Raw genomic sequence first — 19,388 nt, 5'->3', positions numbered from 1 at the left:
GTCAGGCCTGCTGGGGGTGCCAGAGCCAGGGGTGGGCGTCGGCTCCCAGTGCCACCACCGTCGGCCGCCCGCCCTTCCCGATGTGCAGCGCGGGCCCGTCCAGCGCCACCGGGCCGCGCTGTCGTACGAAGAGCTTTCCGGCGGTGCGGACCTGGATCAGGCCCTTCTCGGTGCGGCCGAGCAGTACCGCGCGTTGCGACGACCCGCCTGCGGTGACCGGTCCGTACCCGTCGAATCCCGTCCGGTCCGTGATCAGCCGTCCGAACCCGTCGATGCCGGTCTCGTCCGCCGTCTCCCCGGTCCGCAGGGTCGTCAGGCCGGACTTCGCCGCCGCGCGGTAGTACAGCTCGATGGTCCCGTCAGCCCCGGGCAGCGCGGCCGGGCCGTCGCCGGGCACCGGCACGCCGCTGATCTGGGCGCGCGCGGTGACCGCGTCCCCGGGCGTGTTCTGCGTCCAGTGGTGCACCGCGAAACGGCCCGCCGCGAACACATGGACACACCCCGCGTCGTCCGCCACGGCACTCAGCCCGTCCTGGATCTCGCCGCCACCCGTGTCCCGCCATCCGCTCCACCGGCCGGCCGTGTCCCGTACCCGCGTACTGAGGCCCTTCTCCGCGTTCCGTACGAAGAGGTGGACCCGTCCGTCGGGGGCGGTGATCGCGACCGGGACGCCGATCCGGCGCCCGTCCACATCGTTCCGCTCGGGGTTGCCCAGCCCCTGCCAGGCACGGAAGTCGCCGGCGGGGGCGAGTTGTTCCAGCACGACGATCTCGCGTTCGTTGTTCCCGCCGTGTCCGCTGAGCGCGGCGAACCACAGCCCGAAGAGCAGTTGCCGCCCGTCAGGCAGGAGCGCGCCGCCCAGGATCGGTGCGAGCGGGCCGCCGCCGAGGTCGTCCGGTGCGTTCCACATCCCGCTGCCCGGCGCGCTCTCGCGCCAGCGCACCGCCCGCAGCCCCAGCACCCCGTACGCGACGAGTCGGCCGTCCGTGTCGGTGGCGACGACGGGTCGGGGGCCCGGGTAGCGGTAGTGGGTGGCCCGCACCTAGCCCTTCCGGTTGGTCAGCGGTCGGTTGCCGCCCACGTTGTAGTCCCCGCAGCCCGCGGGATTGCCGCACCGCCAGTCGGCCGCGCCCCCGTACGGCACCAGGTTCGACGCCTTCTCGGCCAGCACGGCGGGCGGCAGGTTCTTGGGCCAGTGCCGGTTGTAGTAGCCGCGGAACGCCGTGGTGGCGAAGCTCGGCACCCCGCCGCCCACGGCGGTGGTCCGGGCCACCCACCGGATCAGCGCCGTCCAGGTGAACAATGCCGTCGCGGTGTGGTCGGGGTGGTCGGAGTAGCCCTTCTGCTCGCTGTCCCGTCGCCGGACGAGCTCGCTGCTGTGCTGGATGTCGGGGTCCGGGTCCATGGTGTGCACGATGCTCGGCCGATAACGGTCGAACAGCCCGTCCAGGACGTCGACGAGCCCGTCGTAGGTGTAGGAACCCGCCTTCTGGAGCGGTGAGTTGTCGGCCACGACGGTGGGCAGGACGAGCCGCCGGTCCTGCCAGAGACTGGGCAGCCCGAGGCGCCCGTACGAGGTGTGCATGGCGGTGTTGATGAAGATCAGCTCGACCCTGTGGTCGCCGTTTCCCAGGCGGTTGATCTCGGCGCGATGGTTGCCACGGAGTTCGATGACGGACTTCTGCCACCGGGTGAACCTGCCGAGGCCGAGCAGCGTCGCGTACGCCTGGCGGAGCCCCTGGTGACGTGAGGAGGAGTACGCCGCCTTGTCGGGGGCGGGCAACGGCCGGCCAGGGACGCGGTTGACGCCGGTGTCCTCACCCGCGGTCAGATAGACGCAGACCAGCGGGGTGCCGGCGTCGAGGGCCTGCTGGGTGTCCGGGTTCATGAAGTACAGATCGTCGTCCGGGTGTGCGAGGACCTGCATCATCAGGGCAGGGTGCGGGGTGCTGATCGGCAGGCCGGGCAGCGGGTCGGCGGTGGGGCTGCGGCGGCGCGGCGGTGCGGGGGCGGTGCAGGCGGCGAAGGTGGTCAGGCCCATCGCACCGGCCGCCGCCAGCAGGGTGCGCCGCGACAGTTCCGTACGAGATGTGCGCAACGCAGGTCGATCCGTCACACCGTGCTCCGTCCACTTCCCCCGCAGCGGGCGGTTGTGCGGCCCTGCGCTGCGTGCCGGTTCCATGCGGGCGGCGGAGGGGGGCGAGCCGCTGCCGCGGGGGGATAGACGGGGAATCCGGAGAGCGGGTTGCCTGGGTTTCTGCGGGTATGGGCCGGACTGCGCGGCACCGGACGGCGCCGGCGCCCCTTGATCAGTACGCGGGGGTGCGCACCATGAACACGTCGATCGGGTCCTGCCGCTCCTCGGTGAAGCCGTGCCGCTCGTAGAGCGCGCGGGCGGCGCTGCCCTGCAGCACGTCCAGGCGTACGGCCACGCCTTCCTCGTCGGCCCGCGCGAGCAGCGAGCGCAGCACGCCGGTGCCGATGCCGCGTCCCTGGAGGGCGGGGGAGAGATAGAAGTTCTCCAGCCACAGCCCGCCCTCGACCGGTCGCAGGGTGACGCAGCCCGCGAACGCGCCGTCCGCGAGGATGACGGAGGTGTGCTCCGGTGCGTACACGTCCCGCAGCCGCTGCCGTACGCGGTGATCGTCGTAGCGCCCGAGCCGCTCCAGGTCGGGGCGCATCACGACGGCCCGCAGCTCGGCCATGACCTCGACGTCCTCGGGCTCGGCCGGGCGCAGGGCCCAGGCCTCGGTGGTGCTCGTGTTCACGGGAGGATTCTCGCAGTCAGGCCGCCGTCGGTCCCCGTCACCGCAGTTCCGGCGAGGCCGCCTCACCGGCCCGGCGCAGCCCCGCTCCCGGGATGCCGCGCAGCAGCCGGGCGCCGATCTCCGCGAGCCGGGCCCCGTCCGGCGGGGTGCGGCCCAGGCCGATGGCGTACTGGACGAGGGAGGTGTCGGCGGTGACCGGGCGGGGCCAGGCGTGGGCGTCCGGGGAGCCCGCTTCCGCGAGGGCGGCGAGCAGGGCCAGCAGCCGGCCCCGGAGGCGTCCCTCGTCGGGGCCGGGCGATACGGAGACGATCGCCCAGGCGGCATGCCGCAGACGCAGCGGCGGCGGGGCACAGAGCAGGGCGTGCGGTACGGGCCCGGTGTCGGCGGCGGACTCCAGGATCTCCCAGGCACGGAAGAGCTCCTCGACGACGAGATCGCGGCCCGCGGGGGAGACCTGCGCGGTGCAGGAGCGGACCGGGGCGGTCGGGGTCAGCACGGTGAGGGGGGACCCGCCCGGCCGCGTGGGACCGGAGCCGACCGGCCGGTTCCAGTCCCACGCGGCCCAGGTCGCGAAGAAGTGCCGCAGGAGAGGCAGGGGCGGCAGATCCCCGGCCTCGTGGGCGGTACGGGCCGCCAGCACGGTCCACGCCAGGCCGGGCAGTCCGCCGCACGGTGCGGAGTCCAGGCCGCGTGCCCGCGCCCATCCCTTGACCTCGCGGGCGAGCCGGGTGAACGCGTCCCGGTGCGGGTCCGCCGCCGCGAGCACCGCGTCCGCGTCGCTCACCGCGCCGAGCGCCGTCGCCGCGGCCTCGCCCAGTCCGGTGCGGCGGGCGACCGCCTCGGCGGGGGAGAGGCCGCCCGTCGCGACCGTCACCAGGTCCACCCGGAGGCCGGCGAGGCCGAGGCGCAGTCCGGGCACGCGGGCTCCGGTCACCTCGCGCAGGTCGACGGCGTCCGGCAGGGCGGCGCTCAGCCGCTCCCGTGTCCCCGGGAGATCCCCGTCCCCGGGGAGCGCCGCGACCAGATCCACGTCGGCATCGGGCAGCGCACAGCCCATCCGTCGCGAACCGACCAGGTGGACGCGGCCCTCGGGCAGGGCGGCGGCCACCCGGCGGACGATCTCCGCCGCGGTGCCGCCGTCGTCCGCCTCCGCCGCGGCCGCCCCGGTCAGCTCCACCCGCACCCCGAAATGGTCCGACACGTACAGCCCGTCCGGTGTCGGTACGTCGCCCAGCAGCGCCGCCGACACGGGACGCAGCCGCCCCGGGCGGACGAGCACCCGGTCGAGCCGGGACGCCCGCCCCGTCAGGGAGGAGACGGCCGCCAGGGGGTTGACGGACGGATCGAAGGTCGGCGTCCGGTCGCCGGCGCCGTGCACCCGGCTCCAGGCATCGGGCATTCCCAGCCTCTCCTGTGGGGTGTCCCCGCCGTCGTTGAAGTCGCCGAGCAGCATCACATCGCCCCCGATGGCCGCCAACCCCGTTGCCAGATCGGTCAGTTCGGCTTCGCGCCGGGCCGCGCCGTTCGCCGAGTGGTCGCTGCTGAGATGGGTGACCGCGACCGTGACGGGTCCCTCCGCGCCCTCCACGACCACGGCGGCGACCGCCTTGTGCGGGCCGAGGACGTGCAGGCCCGCCTCCCGCACGGGGAGTCTGCTGAGGAGCAGCAGACCGCAGTCGGCGACGTCCCGGCCGGCCGGATCGGCCCAGAACGTGTAGCTCTCGCGGACCCAGGGCGTGGACAACAGCAGACCGAGCAGGGCGGGCTCGGCCTCCTGGAGGGCGATGACGTCCGCGTCCGCCGCCTGCAGGGCGTCGAGGAGGAGCGGCCGGCGCCGTGCGGTGTCGATGCGGTCGCTGTCGTAGCGGTCCCAGAGGGTGTTCCAGGTCAGCAGCGTCAAGGGAGCGGGCAGCACGGATGCCGGGACCCCCTCGGGTACGGGCGCCCAGACGTCCTTCGGCGCGGAGAACATGTGCGGCGTGCGGGCGGTGAAGTAGGGGGACGGCAGCCGGCGCGGGACGTGTACCCGCCCGGCGTCCGTCGCGTCGATGCGGTCCACACCCGAGGGCCGGTCCCACACCACCTCGCCGTCCGCCTCGAAGAACAGCACCCGGTGCCAGGGAATCTCCCCTCCGGGCGTGAACCGGGGCAGTGGCATCCGTTCGGGCGGGGCCCCGCGCTGCGACACGCCCATCACGAAGCGCGCCGGGTCGAACCGGGTGTCCCAGCGGACCCGGTGGTAGATCTCCTCGCTCGTACGCATTCAGGGCCTTCCGTCTGGATCATGCCGGGCTCGCGTGCCCCGGTGCCGCGCCTCGCGGCGTTGTCGTCGCTCGCCATGGCTCCTTCCCCAAGCTCTCGGCTCCGCTTGGGCGGGGGAGACCCCCGTCGACTTCCTCCTCCGCCTTGCGATCCACGCCACCGGACCCCGCTTTCCGATCCGGCCCGACCCGGACGGAAGGCCCTACGCCCTGTCCTCCACGGTTCCGCTCGCGCCGATGTACCAGGTGCGGTGGGCCTGGCCGGGGTACGGGGGCACGAATCTGTGCAGCTGCGAGGTCAGCACATCCGGGGGCACCGGGTGGGTGCGGCGTTCGTTGCGGCGCACGAGTTCCGCCCCGTCGACCAGGGCCACGGCGTGGGTCAGCAGAGCATCCCTGCGCCGGGCGACGGCGTGCACCAGGGAACGCTGGTGCACGTTGAGCGAGGTGGCGTCCCAGACGACCGTGCCACCCGCGGCGAGCGCGGTGTCCAGCCGGTCGAGGCCCTCGCGCAGTACTTCTCCGTTGGCCTTCTGGTCGGCGCGTGAACCCCGGGCCAGCCGCAGGTCGTCGAGCGAGAGATACGTGTCGACGCCGGGCAGCCCGCGGCCGAAGGTGCTCTTGCCGCTGCCGGAGGGGCCGACCAGATGGACCAGGCGGGGGAAGTCCCCGGCCCGCCACCGCCAGGTCGCCGCGACGGCCTCCTCGGCGGTGCCGACCCGGCCCGCGGCGTAGGCCTGGCGGGCCTGTGCCCGGCAGCGGGCGGCAGCGGCCGGCTCCAGGTCCGCGAACGCCTCGCGCAGCCCGTTCGGCTCCCGTACCTCCTGCGCGTGCAGCGACGACCACTCCACCTGCTCGCGCGCCTCGTCGGTTTCCGCCACCGTGGCGGCCAGCGCGTGCAGCAGCGACAGATCGGCGGCGAACGACATCCGGGCCAGTCCGGCCCGGCGCTCGTCGTCCGGGTACGGGCGGTGCAGCGCGGGGTGCAGTCCGACGAGGTCCGCGACGCGACGGGCGAGCGGCATCCCCAGCGGCCGTGCGAGAGCGGGCGCCAACTCGGTCCGCCGTCCGCGGTGCAGCAGCGCGGCCAGTACCCCGGTCAGCCGGTCGTCGCCCGTCCGCCCCGACGTGTCGAGGGTGTCACCCATCGCGACGGCCGCCCCGGAATCCCCCGGCTCCGTGCCCGCGGCGGCGGCCAGTGCCGCCGAGTCGACGGGCGCCCCGGAGCGTACGGCCCACAGGGCGGCGGCCGGACCGAGCCCGTTCTCCACGACGGGGGCGTGCATCCAGTGCGTATCGGTCTGTACGTGGCCGGGCCGCACCCACTTCGCCACCCGGCGCCCGAACTCCGGTGCGTCGAAGCCGTCCGCGGTCCGTACGACGTACCCCTCCTGCCGTCCGGTGTCCGGCCGCAACGCCCGCAGCGTCTTCTCGGCCCGCGCGTCGAACACTCCGCGCCACAGCACCGGCGGCACCGGAATTCCCAGATCGCGCAGGAACGATACGGTCGGGTCCCAGTCCAGGCAGTGCCGCCCGTCCCAGACGGAGAAGCCGTAGAAGAAGGAGTCCAGCCGGTGGTACGCGATGGAGTGGCGCGCGAACATGTTCTCCCCGCACACCCGCCACCCCTCGGGGATGCGGGCGCCGATCCGGCCCTGGAGCGCCTTCACCCAGCCCCGCGAGGGGTGGTGGGCGGAATCGAGGGAGCGGGCGTGCAGGCCGTCGGCGTAGAGGGTGGTGTTCTCGCCGTCCAGCTTCTCGGTGACGACGACCTCGCGTCCGGTCAGCCCGGAGAGATCCGCGATCCGTACGTCGTCCGAGGCGGCCCCAGGGGACCAGGGCAGATGAGCGGTACGTGGATAGTGCGTACGCATGATCGGTGTCCCTGGTGACGACGGCGTGCCCGGCCGGTCACTGTAGGGGCGGGGGCGTACGGCACTCGACCGAATTACGGCGAGCGCCGCCCGGCATTGCTCCCGCTGCGCGCCCGCGTTTGACCGAGCGACCGCGCGCGGTAAGATCCTCGGCCCGATTGGCCAGGCTCACACCCCGTATGGCACACTGACCAGGTTGCTCGGTTGAGTGTCAATGCTGCGCGCCTCCCGCCGGGAGGACCGGAAGCGAGTCCCACAGTACTCGTCGACCCCTTGCGGGTCGGACGTACGGGAATCTTCCGGGAAGCGTCAGTGGGGCGCCGGCCAGGCACCCGGTGGGTGTTCCGCCCCCGGTCTCGCGGTCCTCGGGCCCGCACCCCCTTGGTTGGGAAATCCTTCGGGAGTTCTGCGTAGAGGGGATGCGACACGCCCGACCGCGTGGGTCGGAGACGGAGTTACCAGAGCCCTCGGGTTCCAGAGCGTTATGAGAGACAGGACTACTAGTAGCCATGGCGGGACAGAAGATCCGCATCCGGCTCAAGGCCTACGACCACGAGGTCATCGACTCCTCGGCGAAGAAGATCGTCGAGACGGTGACGCGCACTGGTGCGTCGGTCGCGGGCCCGGTGCCGCTGCCCACTGAGAAGAACGTGTACTGCGTCATCAAGTCGCCGCACAAGTACAAGGACTCGCGCGAGCACTTCGAGATGCGGACGCACAAGCGCCTCATCGACATCCTCGACCCCACGCCGAAGACGGTTGACTCGCTGATGCGTCTCGACCTGCCGGCGGGCGTCGACATCGAGATCAAGCTCTGAGGTGACGCGCGAGATGGCTAAGAACATTAAGGGCGTTCTGGGCGAGAAGCTCGGCATGACCCAGGTCTGGGACGAGAACAACCGGGTCGTCCCGGTGACCGTCGTCAAGGCCGGGCCCTGCGTCGTCACCCAGGTCCGCACCAACGACAACGACGGCTACGAGGCAGTCCAGATCGCCTTCGGCGAGATCGACCCCCGCAAGGTGAACAAGCCCCTCAAGGGTCACTTCGCCAAGGCCGACGTGACCCCGCGCCGCCACCTGGTGGAGCTCCGCACCGCGGACGCCAGCGAGTACACGCTGGGCCAGGAAGTCACTGCCGAGGTGTTCGAATCCGGCGTCAAGGTCGACGTCACGGGCAAGAGCAAGGGCAAGGGCTTCGCCGGTGTGATGAAGCGTCACAACTTCAAGGGTGGCAAGGCGTCCCACGGTGCCCACCGTGTGCACCGCATGCCCGGCTCCATCGGTGGCTGTGCCACCCCCGGCCGTGTCTTCAAGGGCATGCGCATGGCGGGTCGCATGGGCAACGAGCGTGTCACCACCCAGAACCTGACCATCCACGCGGTTGACGCGGAGAAGGGTCTGCTCCTCATCAAGGGCGCAGTCCCCGGTCCGAACGGCGGCCTCGTCCTGGTCCGTACCGCGGCCAAGGGGGCTTGAGGTAATGAGCACCATTGACATCCTTTCGCCGGCAGGCGACAAGGCCGGTACCGTCGAGCTCCCCGCGGAGATCTTCGACGCCAAGACCAGCGTTCCGCTGATCCACCAGGTCGTTGTCGCACAGCTGGCCGCTGCCCGCCAGGGCACGCACAAGACCAAGACCCGCGGCGAAGTCCGTGGCGGTGGCCGCAAGCCGTACCGCCAGAAGGGCACCGGCCGCGCGCGCCAGGGTTCGACCCGCGCGCCGCAGTTCGCCGGCGGTGGCGTCGTCCACGGCCCGCAGCCGCGTGACTACTCGCAGCGGACCCCGAAGAAGATGAAGGCCGCCGCCCTGCGCGGTGCCCTCTCGGACCGGGCCCGTCACTCCCGCATCCACGTCGTCACCGGCGTGGTCGAGGGTGCCGTCTCCACCAAGGCCGCCAAGACGCTGTTCGGCAAGATCTCGGAGCGCAAGAACCTGCTCCTGGTCGTCGACCGTGCCGACGAGGCCGCGTGGCTGTCCGCCCGCAACCTGCCCCAGGTGCACATCCTGGAGCCGGGCCAGCTGAACACGTACGACGTGATCGTCTCTGACGACGTGGTCTTCACCCAGGCCGCCTTCGAGTCCTTCGTGTCTGGCCCCCAGACCGCTGAGACCGAAGGGAGCGACGCCTGATGAGTGAGGCGACCGTTACCAGCAAGACCTACTCGGACCCGCGCGACGTTCTCGTCAAGCCGGTCGTTTCCGAGAAGAGCTACGCGCTGCTCGACGAGAACAAGTACACGTTCATCGTCGCGCCCGGCTCCAACAAGACCCAGATCAAGCAGGCCGTGGAAGCGGTCTTCTCGGTCAAGGTCACCGGGGTCAACACGATCAACCGGCAGGGCAAGCGCAAGCGCACCCGCACCGGTTTCGGCAAGCGTGCTGACACCAAGCGCGCCATCGTGACCCTCGCCGAGGGCGACCGTATCGACATCTTCGGCGGTCCGACCGCCTGAGGGCGGTCTGGATCGTCCGGAATCGGACGAGGACTGAGAAATGGGTATCCGCAAGTACAAGCCGACGACCCCGGGCCGTCGTGGCTCCAGCGTCGCCGACTTTGTCGAGATCACGCGGTCCACGCCGGAGAAGTCGCTGGTCCGCCCCCTGCACAGCAAGGGCGGCCGTAACAACGCCGGTCGTGTGACCGTTCGCCACCAGGGCGGTGGCCACAAGCGCGCCTACCGAGTGATCGACTTCCGTCGTCACGACAAGGACGGCGTGCCGGCCAAGGTCGCGCACATCGAGTACGACCCCAACCGCACCGCGCGCATCGCGCTCCTGCACTACGCGGACGGCGAGAAGCGCTACATCATCGCGCCGCGTGGCCTGACGCAGGGCGACCGTGTCGAGAACGGCCCGGCCGCCGACATCAAGCCCGGCAACAACCTGGCGCTGCGCAACATCCCGGTCGGTACGACCATCCACGCCATCGAGCTGCGGCCCGGCGGCGGCGCGAAGTTCGCCCGTTCCGCGGGTGCCTCCGTGCAGCTGCTGGCGAAGGAGGGCACCATGGCCCACCTTCGTATGCCGTCGGGTGAGATCCGCCTGGTCGACGCCCGCTGCCGCGCCACGATCGGCGAGGTCGGCAACGCCGAGCAGTCGAACATCAACTGGGGCAAGGCCGGCCGCATGCGCTGGAAGGGCGTCCGCCCGACCGTCCGCGGTGTCGCGATGAACCCGGTTGACCACCCGCACGGTGGTGGTGAGGGCAAGACCTCCGGTGGTCGCCACCCGGTCTCGCCGTGGGGTCAGAAGGAGGGTCGTACTCGCTCGCCGAAGAAGGCATCGAGCAAGTACATCGTCCGCCGCCGCAAGACGAACAAGAAGCGCTAGGAGCGGGTTTAGATGCCGCGCAGTCTCAAGAAGGGGCCCTTCGTCGACGGCCACCTCATCAAGAAGGTGGACGTACAGAACGAGGCAGGCACCAAGAACGTCATCAAGACCTGGTCCCGTCGCTCGATGATCGTCCCGGCCATGCTGGGTCACACCATCGCGGTGCACAACGGCAAGATCCACGTCCCGGTGTTCGTCACCGAGTCGATGGTCGGCCACAAGCTCGGCGAATTCTCGCCGACTCGCACCTTCCGCGGCCACGTCAAGGACGACCGGAAGTCGAAGCGCCGCTAACCGCGGGGTGGAAACGACTATGACTTACACCGAAGGGACAACCATGGAAGCCAGGGCCCAGGCGCGGTACATCCGCGTCACGCCCATGAAGGCCCGCCGCGTGGTGGACCTCATCCGTGGCATGGACGCCACGGAGGCTCAGGCGGTCCTGCGTTTCGCCCCGCAGGCCGCGAGCGTGCCGGTTGGCAAGGTGCTGGACAGCGCCATCGCCAACGCCGCACACAACTACGACCACACCGACGCCTCTTCGCTGGTCATCAGCGAGGCGTACGTGGACGAGGGCCCGACCCTGAAGCGGTTCCGTCCGCGTGCTCAGGGCCGTGCCTACCGGATCCGTAAGCGGACCAGCCACATCACCGTGGTCGTCAGCAGCAAGGAAGGAACCCGGTAATGGGCCAGAAGGTAAACCCGCACGGGTTCCGGCTCGGCATTACCACGGACTTCAAGTCCCGTTGGTACGCCGACAAGCTGTACAAGGACTACGTCAAGGAAGACGTCGCCATTCGTCGCATGATGACGAAGGGCATGGAGCGGGCCGGCATCTCGAAGGTCGAGATCGAGCGCACCCGCGACCGCGTCCGCGTTGACATCCACACCGCCCGCCCGGGCATCGTCATCGGTCGCCGCGGCGCCGAGGCCGACCGCATCCGTGGCGAGCTGGAGAAGCTGACCGGCAAGCAGGTCCAGCTGAACATCCTTGAGGTCAAGAACCCCGAGGTGGACGCTCAGCTGGTGGCCCAGGCCGTCGCCGAGCAGCTCTCCTCCCGCGTCTCCTTCCGTCGTGCCATGCGCAAGAGCATGCAGAGCTCGATGAAGGCCGGCGCCAAGGGCATCAAGATCCAGTGCGGTGGCCGCCTCGGCGGCGCCGAGATGTCCCGCTCGGAGTTCTACCGCGAGGGCCGTGTGCCCCTGCACACGCTCCGCGCGAACGTCGACTACGGCTTCTTCGAGGCCAAGACGACCTTCGGCCGCATCGGCGTGAAGGTCTGGATCTACAAGGGCGACGTCAAGAACATCGCCGAGGTCCGCGCCGAGAACGCCGCTGCCCGCGCCGGCAACCGCCCGGCCCGTGGCGGCGCTGACCGCCCGGCCGGCCGTGGTGGCCGTGGTGGCGAGCGTGGCGGTCGCGGTCGCAAGCCGCAGCAGCAGTCGGCTCCGGCTGCCGAGGCCCCCAAGGCCGAGGCTCCCGCCGCTGCCGCTCCGGCTGCCGAGAGCACCGGAACGGAGGCCTGACCGAAATGCTGATCCCCCGTAGGGTCAAGCACCGCAAGCAGCACCACCCGAAGCGCAGCGGTATGTCCAAGGGTGGCACGCAGGTTGCGTTCGGCGAGTACGGCATCCAGGCGCTGACCCCGGCGTACGTGACGAACCGCCAGATCGAGGCAGCTCGTATCGCGATGACCCGCCACATCAAGCGTGGCGGCAAGGTCTGGATCAACATCTACCCGGACCGTCCCCTGACGAAGAAGCCGGCCGAGACCCGCATGGGTTCCGGTAAGGGTTCTCCCGAGTGGTGGATCGCGAACGTCAAGCCGGGTCGGGTGATGTTCGAGCTGTCCTACCCGAACGAGAAGATTGCTCGTGAGGCGCTCACCCGCGCTGCTCACAAGCTTCCGATGAAGTGCCGGATCGTTCGGCGCGAGGCAGGTGAGTCGTGATGTCGGCCGGTACCAAGGCGTCCGAGCTGCGCGAGCTGGGCAACGAGGAGCTCCTCAACAAGCTCCGCGAGGCCAAGGAAGAGCTGTTCAACCTCCGCTTCCAGGCGGCGACGGGGCAGCTCGAGAACCACGGCCGGCTCAAGTCCGTCCGTAAGGACATCGCCCGGATCTACACCCTGATGCGCGAGCGTGAGCTGGGCATCGAGACGGTGGAGAGCGCCTGATGAGCGAGAAGACTGTGACTGAGACGAACACCGACCGCGGTTTCCGCAAGACCCGTGAGGGTCTGGTCGTCAGCGACAAGATGGACAAGACCGTCGTCGTCGCTGTCGAGGACCGCGTCAAGCACGCGCTGTACGGCAAGGTCATCCGCCGTACGAACAAGCTCAAGGCGCACGACGAGCAGAACGCCGCCGGCGTCGGCGACCGCGTCCTCCTGATGGAGACCCGGCCGCTGTCCGCCACGAAGCGGTGGCGCGTCGTCGAGATCCTCGAGAAGGCCAAGTAATTCCTGAGGGGCATTCCCCTCAGGCAGGTTCCGCCAGGCTCGGTGGGGTCCGCTCCGGTGACGGAGTGGCCCCCACCGGGAACCGGCAGACGATCAGGAGATAGACGTGATCCAGCAGGAGTCGCGACTTCGCGTCGCCGACAACACGGGTGCGAAGGAAATCCTCACCATCCGTGTTCTCGGTGGTTCGGGTCGCCGCTACGCGGGCATCGGTGACGTCATCGTCGCCACCGTCAAGGACGCGATCCCCGGTGGCAACGTGAAGAAGGGTGACGTCGTCAAGGCCGTCATCGTTCGCACCGTCAAGGAGCGTCGCCGTCAGGATGGCTCGTACATCCGCTTCGACGAGAACGCCGCCGTCATTCTGAAGAACGACGGTGACCCCCGCGGCACCCGCATCTTCGGCCCGGTGGGCCGGGAACTGCGCGAGAAGAAGTTCATGAAGATCATCTCGCTCGCGCCGGAGGTGCTGTAAGCATGAAGATCAAGAAGGGCGACCTGGTTCAGGTCATCACCGGTAAGGACAAGGGCAAGCAGGGCAAGGTCATCGTGGCCTACCCCGCTCAGGACCGCGTCCTCGTCGAGGGTGTCAACCGGGTCAAGAAGCACACCAAGGCCGGCCAGACCGCTCGCGGTTCGCAGACCGGTGGCATTGTCACGACCGAGGCCCCCATCCACGTGAGCAACGTTCAGCTCGTCGTGGAGAAGGACGGCAACAAGGTCGTCACGCGCGTCGGTTACCGCTTCGACGACGAAGGCAACAAGATCCGCGTTGCCAAGCGGACGGGTGAGGACATCTGATGGCTACCACCACCACTCCGCGTCTGAAGACGAAGTACCGCGAGGAAATCGCCGGCAAGCTGCGTGAGGAGTTCTCCTACGAGAACGTCATGCAGATCCCCGGCCTGGTCAAGATCGTGGTCAACATGGGTGTGGGCGACGCCGCCCGCGACTCCAAGCTGATCGACGGCGCCGTGCGCGACCTCACCACGATCACCGGCCAGAAGCCTGCCGTCACCAAGGCCCGCAAGTCCATCGCGCAGTTCAAGCTGCGTGAGGGTCAGCCGATCGGCTGCCACGTCACCCTCCGTGGTGACCGGATGTGGGAGTTCCTGGACCGTACGCTGTCGCTCGCGCTGCCGCGTATCCGTGACTTCCGTGGTCTGTCGCCGAAGCAGTTCGACGGCCGTGGCAACTACACCTTCGGTCTCACGGAGCAGGTCATGTTCCACGAGATCGACCAGGACAAGATCGACCGGGTCCGGGGCATGGACATCACCGTGGTCACCACGGCGACCAATGACGACGAGGGTCGTGCCCTCCTTCGTCACCTCGGCTTCCCGTTCAAGGAGAACTGACCGTGGCGAAGAAGGCTCTGATCGCTAAGGCCGCCCGTAAGCCGAAGTTCGGCGTTCGCGGGTACACCCGCTGCCAGCGCTGCGGCCGGCCCCACTCCGTCTACCGCAAGTTCGGCCTGTGCCGCGTGTGCCTTCGTGAGATGGCTCACCGTGGCGAGCTGCCGGGCGTGACCAAGAGCTCCTGGTAATTCTCCTTCGCCCTCCGGGCGTTGGGAATTGACGGAAGCTCTCGGTAAGCATCTGGTCGGCAGGGGCCCGGCCTCACATGCCGTAGGCTTGTGGGGTTGGGCGCCTGCCGCCCAAGACCGACTTACTACGCCGTAGGTCCCCGCACCGCACCCGTCCTGCCTCTGAGTGGGGAGAGGGATGGCGCATACAGGAAACCCCGGCGAGAGAGGCCGAAGGCCAATTCATGACCATGACTGATCCCATCGCAGACATGCTCACGCGTCTGCGTAACGCGAACTCGGCATACCACGACTCCGTCGTGATGCCGCACAGCAAGATCAAGTCGCACATCGCGGAGATCCTCCAGCAGGAGGGCTTCATCACCGGCTGGAAGGTCGAGGACGCCGAGGTCGGCAAGAACCTCGTCCTGGAGCTGAAGTTCGGCCCGAACCGCGAGCGTTCGATCGCCGGCATCAAGCGCATCTCGAAGCCGGGTCTGCGTGTCTACGCAAAGTCCACCAATCTGCCGAAGGTCCTCGGCGGCCTGGGCGTGGCGATCATCTCCACGTCCCACGGTCTCCTGACCGGCCAGCAGGCTCAGAAGAAGGGCGTAGGTGGGGAAGTCCTCGCCTACGTCTGGTAGTCGGGAACGGAGGAATAGCTCATGTCGCGAATCGGCAAGCTCCCCATCCAGGTTCCCGCCGGTGTGGACGTCACCATCGATGGCCGCACGGTCGCGGTGAAGGGCCCCAAGGGCACCCTCACGCACACCGTCGCGTCGCCGATCGAGGTCACCAAGGGTGAGGACGGCTTCCTCAGCGTCACCCGCCCGAACGACGAGCGTCAGAACAAGGCCCTTCACGGCCTGTCCCGCACGCTGGTGGCGAACATGATCACCGGTGTGACCCAGGGATACACCAAGGCGCTCGAGATCAGCGGTGTCGGTTACCGCGTCCAGGCGAAGGGCTCCAACCTGGAGTTCGCCCTGGGCTACAGCCACCCGATCCTGATCGAGGCCCCGGAGGGCATCACCTTCAAGGTGGAGTCCCCCACGAAGTTCTCCGTCGAGGGCATCGACAAGCAGAAGGTCGGCGAGACCGCGGCCAAGATCCGCAAGCTGCGGAAGCCTGACCCGTACAAGGCCAAGGGCGTCAAGTACGCCGGCGAGGTCATCCGCCGCAAGGTCGGAAAGGCTGGTAAGTAGCCATGGCATACGGCGTGAAGATCGCCAAGGGCGACGCCTACAAGCGTGCCGCCCTCAAGCGTCGCCACATCCGCGTCCGCAAGCACATCTCCGGTTCGCCGGAGCGTCCGCGCTTGGTCGTGACGCGGTCCAACCGCCACATGGTGGCTCAGGTCATCGACGACATCGCGGGCCACACGCTCGCGTCGGCGTCGACCCTGGACGTCTCCATCCGTGGTGGCGAGGGCGACAAGAGCACCCAGGCCAAGCAGGTCGGCGCCCTGGTCGCTGAGCGCGCCAAGGCCGCAGGCGTCGAGGCCGTCGTGTTTGACCGCGGTGGTAACCAGTACGCCGGGCGGATTGCCGCTCTGGCTGACGCCGCCCGTGAAGCCGGGCTGAAGTTCTAAGCCCCGGTTCCTACGCACAGCGGACGTAACAGAGAGAGGTAAATCCAATGGCTGGACCCCAGCGCCGCGGAAGCGGTGCCGGTGGCGGCGAGCGGCGGGACCGGAAGGGCCGTGACGGCGGCGCAGCTGCCGCCGAGAAGACCGCGTACGTTGAGCGCGTCGTCGCGATCAACCGCGTCGCCAAGGTTGTGAAGGGTGGTCGTCGCTTCAGCTTCACCGCGCTGGTCGTGGTGGGCGATGGTGACGGCACCGTCGGTGTCGGCTACGGCAAGGCCAAGGAAGTTCCCGCGGCCATCGCCAAGGGCGTGGAAGAAGCCAAGAAGAACTTCTTCAAGGTTCCGCGTATCCAGGGCACCATTCCTCACCCGATCCAGGGCGAGAAGGCTGCGGGCGTCGTCCTGCTGAAGCCTGCTTCCCCCGGTACCGGTGTTATCGCCGGTGGCCCGGTGCGCGCCGTTCTGGAGTGCGCCGGCGTTCACGACATCCTGTCGAAGTCGCTCGGCTCCGACAACGCGATCAACATCGTGCACGCGACCGTGGCGGCCCTCAAGGGCCTGCAGCGTCCCGAGGAGATCGCGGCCCGCCGCGGTCTGCCGCTCGAGGACGTCGCCCCCGCGGCCCTGCTTCGTGCGCGTGCGGGAGCGGGTGCGTAATGGCTCGCCTCAAGATCACGCAGACGAAGTCGTACATCGGTAGCAAGCAGAACCACCGCGACACCCTGCGTTCGCTCGGGCTCAAGCGCCTGCACGACGTGGTTGTCAAGGAGGACCGCCCCGAGTTCCGCGGAATGGTGCACACCGTCCGCCACCTCGTGACGGTTGAGGAGGTCGACTGACATGGCGGAGAACAAGCCGCTGAAGGCCCATGACCTCCGGCCCGCCCCGGGCGCCAAGACCGCCAAGACCCGTGTGGGTCGTGGTGAGGCGTCCAAGGGTAAGACCGCCGGTCGTGGCACCAAGGGCACCAAGGCCCGTTACCAGGTTCCGGAGCGCTTCGAGGGTGGGCAGATGCCCCTCCACATGCGTCTCCCGAAGCTCAAGGGCTTCAAGAACCCGTTCCGCACCGAGTACCAGGTCGTGAACCTGGACAAGCTCGCGACGCTCTACCCCGAGGGTGGAGAGGTCACCGTGGCCGACCTGGTCGCCAAGGGTGCGGTGCGCAACAACCACCTCGTCAAGGTCCTCGGACAGGGCGAGATCTCCGTGGCTCTGCAGGTTTCGGTTGACGCCGTCTCCGGCTCCGCCAAGGAGAAGATCGCCGCCGCCGGCGGCACCGTCACCGAGCTCGTCTGAGACAACTCGATGGCCTGAACATCCGACCGGGGATGCCTCTCATTTGGGGCATCCCCGGTTGGTCGTTCCTAGGTGGGCATGGTCGCCGGTAAGGTGGCGTGCGTTGTTGTGTGGTATCCCCCTCGGGCACCCGCCCGGGGACTTTTGACTGTTACGTATTCGTCGATCCTCAAGACCGTCACCTCTTCGCATTGCGCGGGGGTCGCAGGAGGCACCGTGCTCACCGCGTTCGCCCGGGCGTTCAAGACGCCCGACCTGCGCAAGAAGCTGCTCTTCACGCTCGGCATCATCGTGATCTACCGGCTCGGGGCACACATCCCCGTACCGGGAGTGAGCTACGAGAACGTCCAGACCTGTGTTGATCAGGCCAGCAAGGGCAACAACAGCCTCTTCGGCCTGGTGAACATGTTCAGCGGTGGTGCACTGCTGCAGATCACGATCTTCGCGCTCGGCATCATGCCGTACATCACGGCCAGCATCATTCTCCAGCTGCTGACCGTGGTGATTCCCCGACTCGAGGCGCTCAAGAAGGAGGGGCAGTCCGGCCAGGCCAAGATCACGCAGTACACGCGTTATCTGACCGTCGCGCTCGCCATCCTCCAGGGCACCGGCCTGGTGGCCACCGCCACCAGTGGCGCGCTGTTCAGCGGCTGCCCGGTCGCCGACCAGATCGTGCCGAACCAGTCGATCTTCACGACCATCGTCATGGTGATCACCATGACCGCGGGCACCGCCGCCGTCATGTGGCTCGGTGAGCTCATCACCGACCGTGGCATCGGCAACGGCATGTCGATCCTGATGTTCATCTCGATCGCCGCCAGCTTCCCCGGTGCCCTGTGGGCCATCAAGACCAGCGGCAAGCTGGCCGACGGCTGGATCGAGTTCGGCACCGTCATCCTGATCGGCTTCGTGATGGTGGGCCTCGTCGTCTTCGTCGAGCAGGCCCAGCGCCGCATCCCGGTGCAGTACGCGAAGCGCATGATCGGCCGCAGGTCGTACGGCGGTACCTCGACGTACATTCCGCTGAAGGTGAATCAGGCGGGTGTGATTCCCGTCATCTTCGCTTCTTCGCTGCTCTACATCCCCGCCCTGATCGTCCAGTTCTCCAACTCCACCGCGGGCTGGGCGACCTGGATCAAGGACAACTTCGTCAAGGGCGACCACCCGTACTACATCACGGCGTACTTCCTGTTGATCGTCTTCTTCGCCTTCTTCTACGTGGCGATTTCGTTCAACCCCGAGGAAGTCGCCGACAACATGAAGAAGTATGGTGGGTTCATCCCGGGTATCCGGGCTGGTCGACCTACTGCCGAGTACCTGAGCTACGTGCTCAACAGGATCACTTGGCCGGGCTCGCTGTACCTGGGTCTGATCGCTCTGGTGCCGACGATGGCGTTGGCAGGCTTCGGTGGCGCTAACCAGAACTTCCCGTTCGGTGGGACGAGCATCCTCATCATCGTGGGTGTGGGTCTGGAGACCGTGAAGCAGATCGAGAGTCAGCTCCAGCAGCGCAATTACGAAGGGTTCCTCCGCTGATGCGAATCGTCCTCGTCGGGCCGCCCGGTGCCGGCAAGGGAACGCAGGCTGCGTACCTTGCCAAGAACCTGTCGATTCCGCACATCTCCACGGGCGATCTCTTCCGCGCCAACATCAGCCAGGGCACCGACCTTGGCAAGCAGGCCCGCGCCTACATGGACGCGGGGCAGCTGGTGCCGGACGAGGTCACCATCGCGATGGCCAAGGACCGCATGTCCCAGCCGGACGCCGTGAACGGCTTCCTGCTGGACGGCTTCCCGCGCAATGTGGGTCAGGCCGGGGCTCTTGACGCGATGCTCGAGGACGAGGGCGTGAAGCTGGACGCGGTTCTCGACCTGGAGGTCCCCGAGGACGAGGTCGTCAAGCGGATCGCGGGTCGCCGGATCTGCCGCAACGACAGCGCGCACGTCTTCCACGTGACGTACAACCCGCCGAAGACCGAAGGCGTCTGCGACACCTGCGGCGGCGAGCTGTACCAGCGCGACGACGACTCCGAGGAGACGGTCCGCACCCGGCTGGAGGTCTACCACACGCAGACCGAGCCGATCATCGACTACTACAGGGCCCAGAACCTGGTGGTCACCATCTCCGCGCTCGGCAAGGTCACCGAGGTGACCGAGCGGGCGATGGAGGCTCTCGGGTCCGAGAAGGCCTGAGAGGCAGACCCCGCAGTACTCGTACAGTCGGGCGCGGCGGCCATGGGCGGCGCGGCCGCAGGTTTGAGCCGGAGCGGTGATTAATCAGCCCCCA

At 68.7% G+C, this 19,388-nt stretch carries 26 protein-coding genes and 1 pseudogene; 23 read left to right on the top strand and 4 right to left on the bottom strand.

Annotated features, from left to right (window positions below; translation table 11 throughout):
* Position 1 precedes the first annotated feature (1 nt).
* From ACIOHC_RS07240 to ACIOHC_RS07225, 4 genes and pseudogenes are all read right to left on the bottom strand, one after another.
* A pseudogene (locus ACIOHC_RS07240) lies at positions 2 to 2,041 on the bottom strand (PIG-L family deacetylase).
* Positions 2,042 to 2,309: 268 nt separating this feature from the next.
* On the bottom strand, positions 2,310 to 2,705 hold the full coding sequence (locus tag ACIOHC_RS07235; RefSeq protein WP_401842176.1) for a GNAT family N-acetyltransferase: 396 nt from the start codon (positions 2,703 to 2,705) through the stop codon (positions 2,310 to 2,312).
* A gap of 100 nt (positions 2,706 to 2,805) precedes the next feature.
* A complete protein-coding gene (locus ACIOHC_RS07230) occupies positions 2,806 to 5,031 on the bottom strand; it encodes a poly(A) polymerase (RefSeq protein ID WP_401841829.1) in 2,226 nt (741 codons plus the stop codon).
* 201 nt (positions 5,032 to 5,232) lie between these two features.
* Positions 5,233 to 6,903 carry an RNA ligase family protein gene (locus tag ACIOHC_RS07225; protein WP_351078034.1) on the bottom strand — a complete coding sequence of 557 codons (1,671 nt, stop codon included), beginning with the start codon at positions 6,901 to 6,903 and terminating at the stop codon, positions 5,233 to 5,235.
* A 509-nt stretch (positions 6,904 to 7,412) separates the two neighbouring features.
* Between ACIOHC_RS07225 and rpsJ the strand changes: the two genes are divergently transcribed.
* The 23 genes from rpsJ to ACIOHC_RS07110 all read left to right on the top strand — a co-directional run bounded on the left by rpsJ (position 7,413) and on the right by ACIOHC_RS07110 (position 19,294).
* Positions 7,413 to 7,721 (top strand): 30S ribosomal protein S10, encoded by a 309-nt coding sequence (gene rpsJ / locus ACIOHC_RS07220; protein WP_003948644.1) that lies wholly within the window; start codon positions 7,413 to 7,415, stop codon positions 7,719 to 7,721.
* Positions 7,722 to 7,734: 13 nt separating this feature from the next.
* Entirely contained in the window at positions 7,735 to 8,379 is a 645-nt protein-coding gene (rplC, locus tag ACIOHC_RS07215; RefSeq protein WP_351078032.1) for a 50S ribosomal protein L3, read from the top strand.
* Between the two features lie 4 nt (positions 8,380 to 8,383).
* Positions 8,384 to 9,034 carry a 50S ribosomal protein L4 gene (rplD, locus tag ACIOHC_RS07210; RefSeq protein WP_327369309.1) on the top strand — a complete coding sequence of 217 codons (651 nt, stop codon included), beginning with the start codon at positions 8,384 to 8,386 and terminating at the stop codon, positions 9,032 to 9,034.
* On the top strand, positions 9,034 to 9,357 hold the full coding sequence (gene rplW / locus ACIOHC_RS07205; RefSeq protein WP_189544130.1) for a 50S ribosomal protein L23: 324 nt from the start codon (positions 9,034 to 9,036) through the stop codon (positions 9,355 to 9,357). The genes rplD and rplW overlap by 1 nt, the downstream gene beginning before the upstream one ends.
* A gap of 40 nt (positions 9,358 to 9,397) precedes the next feature.
* Positions 9,398 to 10,234 (top strand): 50S ribosomal protein L2, encoded by an 837-nt coding sequence (gene rplB, locus ACIOHC_RS07200; protein ID WP_093773282.1) that lies wholly within the window; start codon positions 9,398 to 9,400, stop codon positions 10,232 to 10,234.
* A gap of 12 nt (positions 10,235 to 10,246) precedes the next feature.
* Positions 10,247 to 10,528: a 30S ribosomal protein S19 gene (gene rpsS / locus ACIOHC_RS07195; RefSeq protein WP_003966956.1), complete on the top strand. Its 282-nt coding sequence runs from the start codon at positions 10,247 to 10,249 to the stop codon at positions 10,526 to 10,528.
* A gap of 43 nt (positions 10,529 to 10,571) precedes the next feature.
* A complete protein-coding gene (gene rplV, locus ACIOHC_RS07190) occupies positions 10,572 to 10,919 on the top strand; it encodes a 50S ribosomal protein L22 (protein WP_004571827.1) in 348 nt (115 codons plus the stop codon).
* Positions 10,919 to 11,761 (top strand): 30S ribosomal protein S3, encoded by an 843-nt coding sequence (rpsC, locus tag ACIOHC_RS07185; RefSeq protein ID WP_093540760.1) that lies wholly within the window; start codon positions 10,919 to 10,921, stop codon positions 11,759 to 11,761. The genes rplV and rpsC overlap by 1 nt, the downstream gene beginning before the upstream one ends.
* A 5-nt stretch (positions 11,762 to 11,766) precedes the next feature.
* Positions 11,767 to 12,186, top strand: a complete 420-nt coding sequence (gene rplP / locus ACIOHC_RS07180) for a 50S ribosomal protein L16 (protein ID WP_014047785.1) — start codon at positions 11,767 to 11,769, stop codon at positions 12,184 to 12,186.
* Positions 12,186 to 12,410 carry a 50S ribosomal protein L29 gene (gene rpmC, locus ACIOHC_RS07175; RefSeq protein WP_015035581.1) on the top strand — a complete coding sequence of 75 codons (225 nt, stop codon included), beginning with the start codon at positions 12,186 to 12,188 and terminating at the stop codon, positions 12,408 to 12,410. Before rplP ends, rpmC begins: the two co-directional genes overlap by 1 nt.
* Positions 12,410 to 12,694 carry a 30S ribosomal protein S17 gene (rpsQ, locus tag ACIOHC_RS07170; protein ID WP_030977953.1) on the top strand — a complete coding sequence of 95 codons (285 nt, stop codon included), beginning with the start codon at positions 12,410 to 12,412 and terminating at the stop codon, positions 12,692 to 12,694. The genes rpmC and rpsQ overlap by 1 nt, the downstream gene beginning before the upstream one ends.
* A 106-nt stretch (positions 12,695 to 12,800) precedes the next feature.
* On the top strand, positions 12,801 to 13,169 hold the full coding sequence (gene rplN, locus ACIOHC_RS07165; protein WP_003966950.1) for a 50S ribosomal protein L14: 369 nt from the start codon (positions 12,801 to 12,803) through the stop codon (positions 13,167 to 13,169).
* Between the two features lie 2 nt (positions 13,170 to 13,171).
* A complete protein-coding gene (gene rplX / locus ACIOHC_RS07160; protein WP_003966949.1) occupies positions 13,172 to 13,495 on the top strand; it encodes a 50S ribosomal protein L24 in 324 nt (107 codons plus the stop codon).
* Positions 13,495 to 14,052, top strand: coding sequence for a 50S ribosomal protein L5 (rplE, locus tag ACIOHC_RS07155; RefSeq protein WP_189544134.1), 558 nt, complete (start codon positions 13,495 to 13,497; stop codon positions 14,050 to 14,052). The genes rplX and rplE overlap by 1 nt, the downstream gene beginning before the upstream one ends.
* A 2-nt stretch (positions 14,053 to 14,054) precedes the next feature.
* Positions 14,055 to 14,240: a type Z 30S ribosomal protein S14 gene (locus tag ACIOHC_RS07150; RefSeq protein WP_003948630.1), complete on the top strand. Its 186-nt coding sequence runs from the start codon at positions 14,055 to 14,057 to the stop codon at positions 14,238 to 14,240.
* 224 nt (positions 14,241 to 14,464) lie between these two features.
* Entirely contained in the window at positions 14,465 to 14,863 is a 399-nt protein-coding gene (gene rpsH / locus ACIOHC_RS07145) for a 30S ribosomal protein S8 (RefSeq protein ID WP_005313538.1), read from the top strand.
* 21 nt (positions 14,864 to 14,884) lie between these two features.
* Positions 14,885 to 15,424, top strand: coding sequence for a 50S ribosomal protein L6 (gene rplF, locus ACIOHC_RS07140; RefSeq protein WP_266747962.1), 540 nt, complete (start codon positions 14,885 to 14,887; stop codon positions 15,422 to 15,424).
* Between the two features lie 2 nt (positions 15,425 to 15,426).
* Complete coding sequence (gene rplR, locus ACIOHC_RS07135) at positions 15,427 to 15,810, top strand: 50S ribosomal protein L18 (protein ID WP_093540756.1); 384 nt, start codon at positions 15,427 to 15,429, stop codon at positions 15,808 to 15,810.
* Between the two features lie 47 nt (positions 15,811 to 15,857).
* Positions 15,858 to 16,463, top strand: a complete 606-nt coding sequence (gene rpsE, locus ACIOHC_RS07130; RefSeq protein WP_030914151.1) for a 30S ribosomal protein S5 — start codon at positions 15,858 to 15,860, stop codon at positions 16,461 to 16,463.
* Positions 16,463 to 16,645 carry a 50S ribosomal protein L30 gene (rpmD, locus tag ACIOHC_RS07125; protein ID WP_018550611.1) on the top strand — a complete coding sequence of 61 codons (183 nt, stop codon included), beginning with the start codon at positions 16,463 to 16,465 and terminating at the stop codon, positions 16,643 to 16,645. The genes rpsE and rpmD overlap by 1 nt, the downstream gene beginning before the upstream one ends.
* A gap of 1 nt (position 16,646) precedes the next feature.
* Positions 16,647 to 17,102 (top strand): 50S ribosomal protein L15, encoded by a 456-nt coding sequence (gene rplO / locus ACIOHC_RS07120; RefSeq protein WP_018550610.1) that lies wholly within the window; start codon positions 16,647 to 16,649, stop codon positions 17,100 to 17,102.
* A 216-nt stretch (positions 17,103 to 17,318) separates the two neighbouring features.
* Positions 17,319 to 18,638 carry a preprotein translocase subunit SecY gene (gene secY, locus ACIOHC_RS07115; protein ID WP_351078026.1) on the top strand — a complete coding sequence of 440 codons (1,320 nt, stop codon included), beginning with the start codon at positions 17,319 to 17,321 and terminating at the stop codon, positions 18,636 to 18,638.
* Positions 18,638 to 19,294, top strand: coding sequence for an adenylate kinase (locus ACIOHC_RS07110; protein ID WP_351078023.1), 657 nt, complete (start codon positions 18,638 to 18,640; stop codon positions 19,292 to 19,294). Before secY ends, ACIOHC_RS07110 begins: the two co-directional genes overlap by 1 nt.
* Positions 19,295 to 19,388 lie beyond the last annotated feature (94 nt).

Origin of the sequence: Streptomyces sp. NPDC088252 (assembly GCF_044740965.1) — a bacterium.
Classification (GTDB): domain Bacteria; phylum Actinomycetota; class Actinomycetes; order Streptomycetales; family Streptomycetaceae; genus Streptomyces.
The sequence above is the reverse complement of the archived record's forward strand: the minus strand, read 5'-3'. Positions and strand labels throughout refer to the sequence as shown.

Coding starts and splice junctions, on each gene's coding strand:
- ACIOHC_RS07230 (WP_401841829.1), bottom strand. CDS start 5,031: ATGCGTACGAGCGAGGAGATCTACCACCGGGTCCGCTGGGACACCCGG.
- rpsJ (WP_003948644.1), top strand. CDS start 7,413: ATGGCGGGACAGAAGATCCGCATCCGGCTCAAGGCCTACGACCACGAG.
- rplO (WP_018550610.1), top strand. CDS start 16,647: ATGGCGGAGAACAAGCCGCTGAAGGCCCATGACCTCCGGCCCGCCCCG.
- rplP (WP_014047785.1), top strand. CDS start 11,767: ATGCTGATCCCCCGTAGGGTCAAGCACCGCAAGCAGCACCACCCGAAG.
- rplC (WP_351078032.1), top strand. CDS start 7,735: ATGGCTAAGAACATTAAGGGCGTTCTGGGCGAGAAGCTCGGCATGACC.
- rplB (WP_093773282.1), top strand. CDS start 9,398: ATGGGTATCCGCAAGTACAAGCCGACGACCCCGGGCCGTCGTGGCTCC.
- rpsS (WP_003966956.1), top strand. CDS start 10,247: ATGCCGCGCAGTCTCAAGAAGGGGCCCTTCGTCGACGGCCACCTCATC.
- rpmD (WP_018550611.1), top strand. CDS start 16,463: ATGGCTCGCCTCAAGATCACGCAGACGAAGTCGTACATCGGTAGCAAG.
- ACIOHC_RS07110 (WP_351078023.1), top strand. CDS start 18,638: ATGCGAATCGTCCTCGTCGGGCCGCCCGGTGCCGGCAAGGGAACGCAG.
- rpmC (WP_015035581.1), top strand. CDS start 12,186: ATGTCGGCCGGTACCAAGGCGTCCGAGCTGCGCGAGCTGGGCAACGAG.
- rplF (WP_266747962.1), top strand. CDS start 14,885: ATGTCGCGAATCGGCAAGCTCCCCATCCAGGTTCCCGCCGGTGTGGAC.
- rplW (WP_189544130.1), top strand. CDS start 9,034: ATGAGTGAGGCGACCGTTACCAGCAAGACCTACTCGGACCCGCGCGAC.
- rplV (WP_004571827.1), top strand. CDS start 10,572: ATGGAAGCCAGGGCCCAGGCGCGGTACATCCGCGTCACGCCCATGAAG.
- rplD (WP_327369309.1), top strand. CDS start 8,384: ATGAGCACCATTGACATCCTTTCGCCGGCAGGCGACAAGGCCGGTACC.
- rpsC (WP_093540760.1), top strand. CDS start 10,919: ATGGGCCAGAAGGTAAACCCGCACGGGTTCCGGCTCGGCATTACCACG.
- rplX (WP_003966949.1), top strand. CDS start 13,172: ATGAAGATCAAGAAGGGCGACCTGGTTCAGGTCATCACCGGTAAGGAC.
- rplR (WP_093540756.1), top strand. CDS start 15,427: ATGGCATACGGCGTGAAGATCGCCAAGGGCGACGCCTACAAGCGTGCC.
- rplE (WP_189544134.1), top strand. CDS start 13,495: ATGGCTACCACCACCACTCCGCGTCTGAAGACGAAGTACCGCGAGGAA.
- rpsQ (WP_030977953.1), top strand. CDS start 12,410: ATGAGCGAGAAGACTGTGACTGAGACGAACACCGACCGCGGTTTCCGC.
- rpsH (WP_005313538.1), top strand. CDS start 14,465: ATGACCATGACTGATCCCATCGCAGACATGCTCACGCGTCTGCGTAAC.
- ACIOHC_RS07235 (WP_401842176.1), bottom strand. CDS start 2,705: ATGGCCGAGCTGCGGGCCGTCGTGATGCGCCCCGACCTGGAGCGGCTC.
- rpsE (WP_030914151.1), top strand. CDS start 15,858: ATGGCTGGACCCCAGCGCCGCGGAAGCGGTGCCGGTGGCGGCGAGCGG.
- ACIOHC_RS07225 (WP_351078034.1), bottom strand. CDS start 6,903: ATGCGTACGCACTATCCACGTACCGCTCATCTGCCCTGGTCCCCTGGG.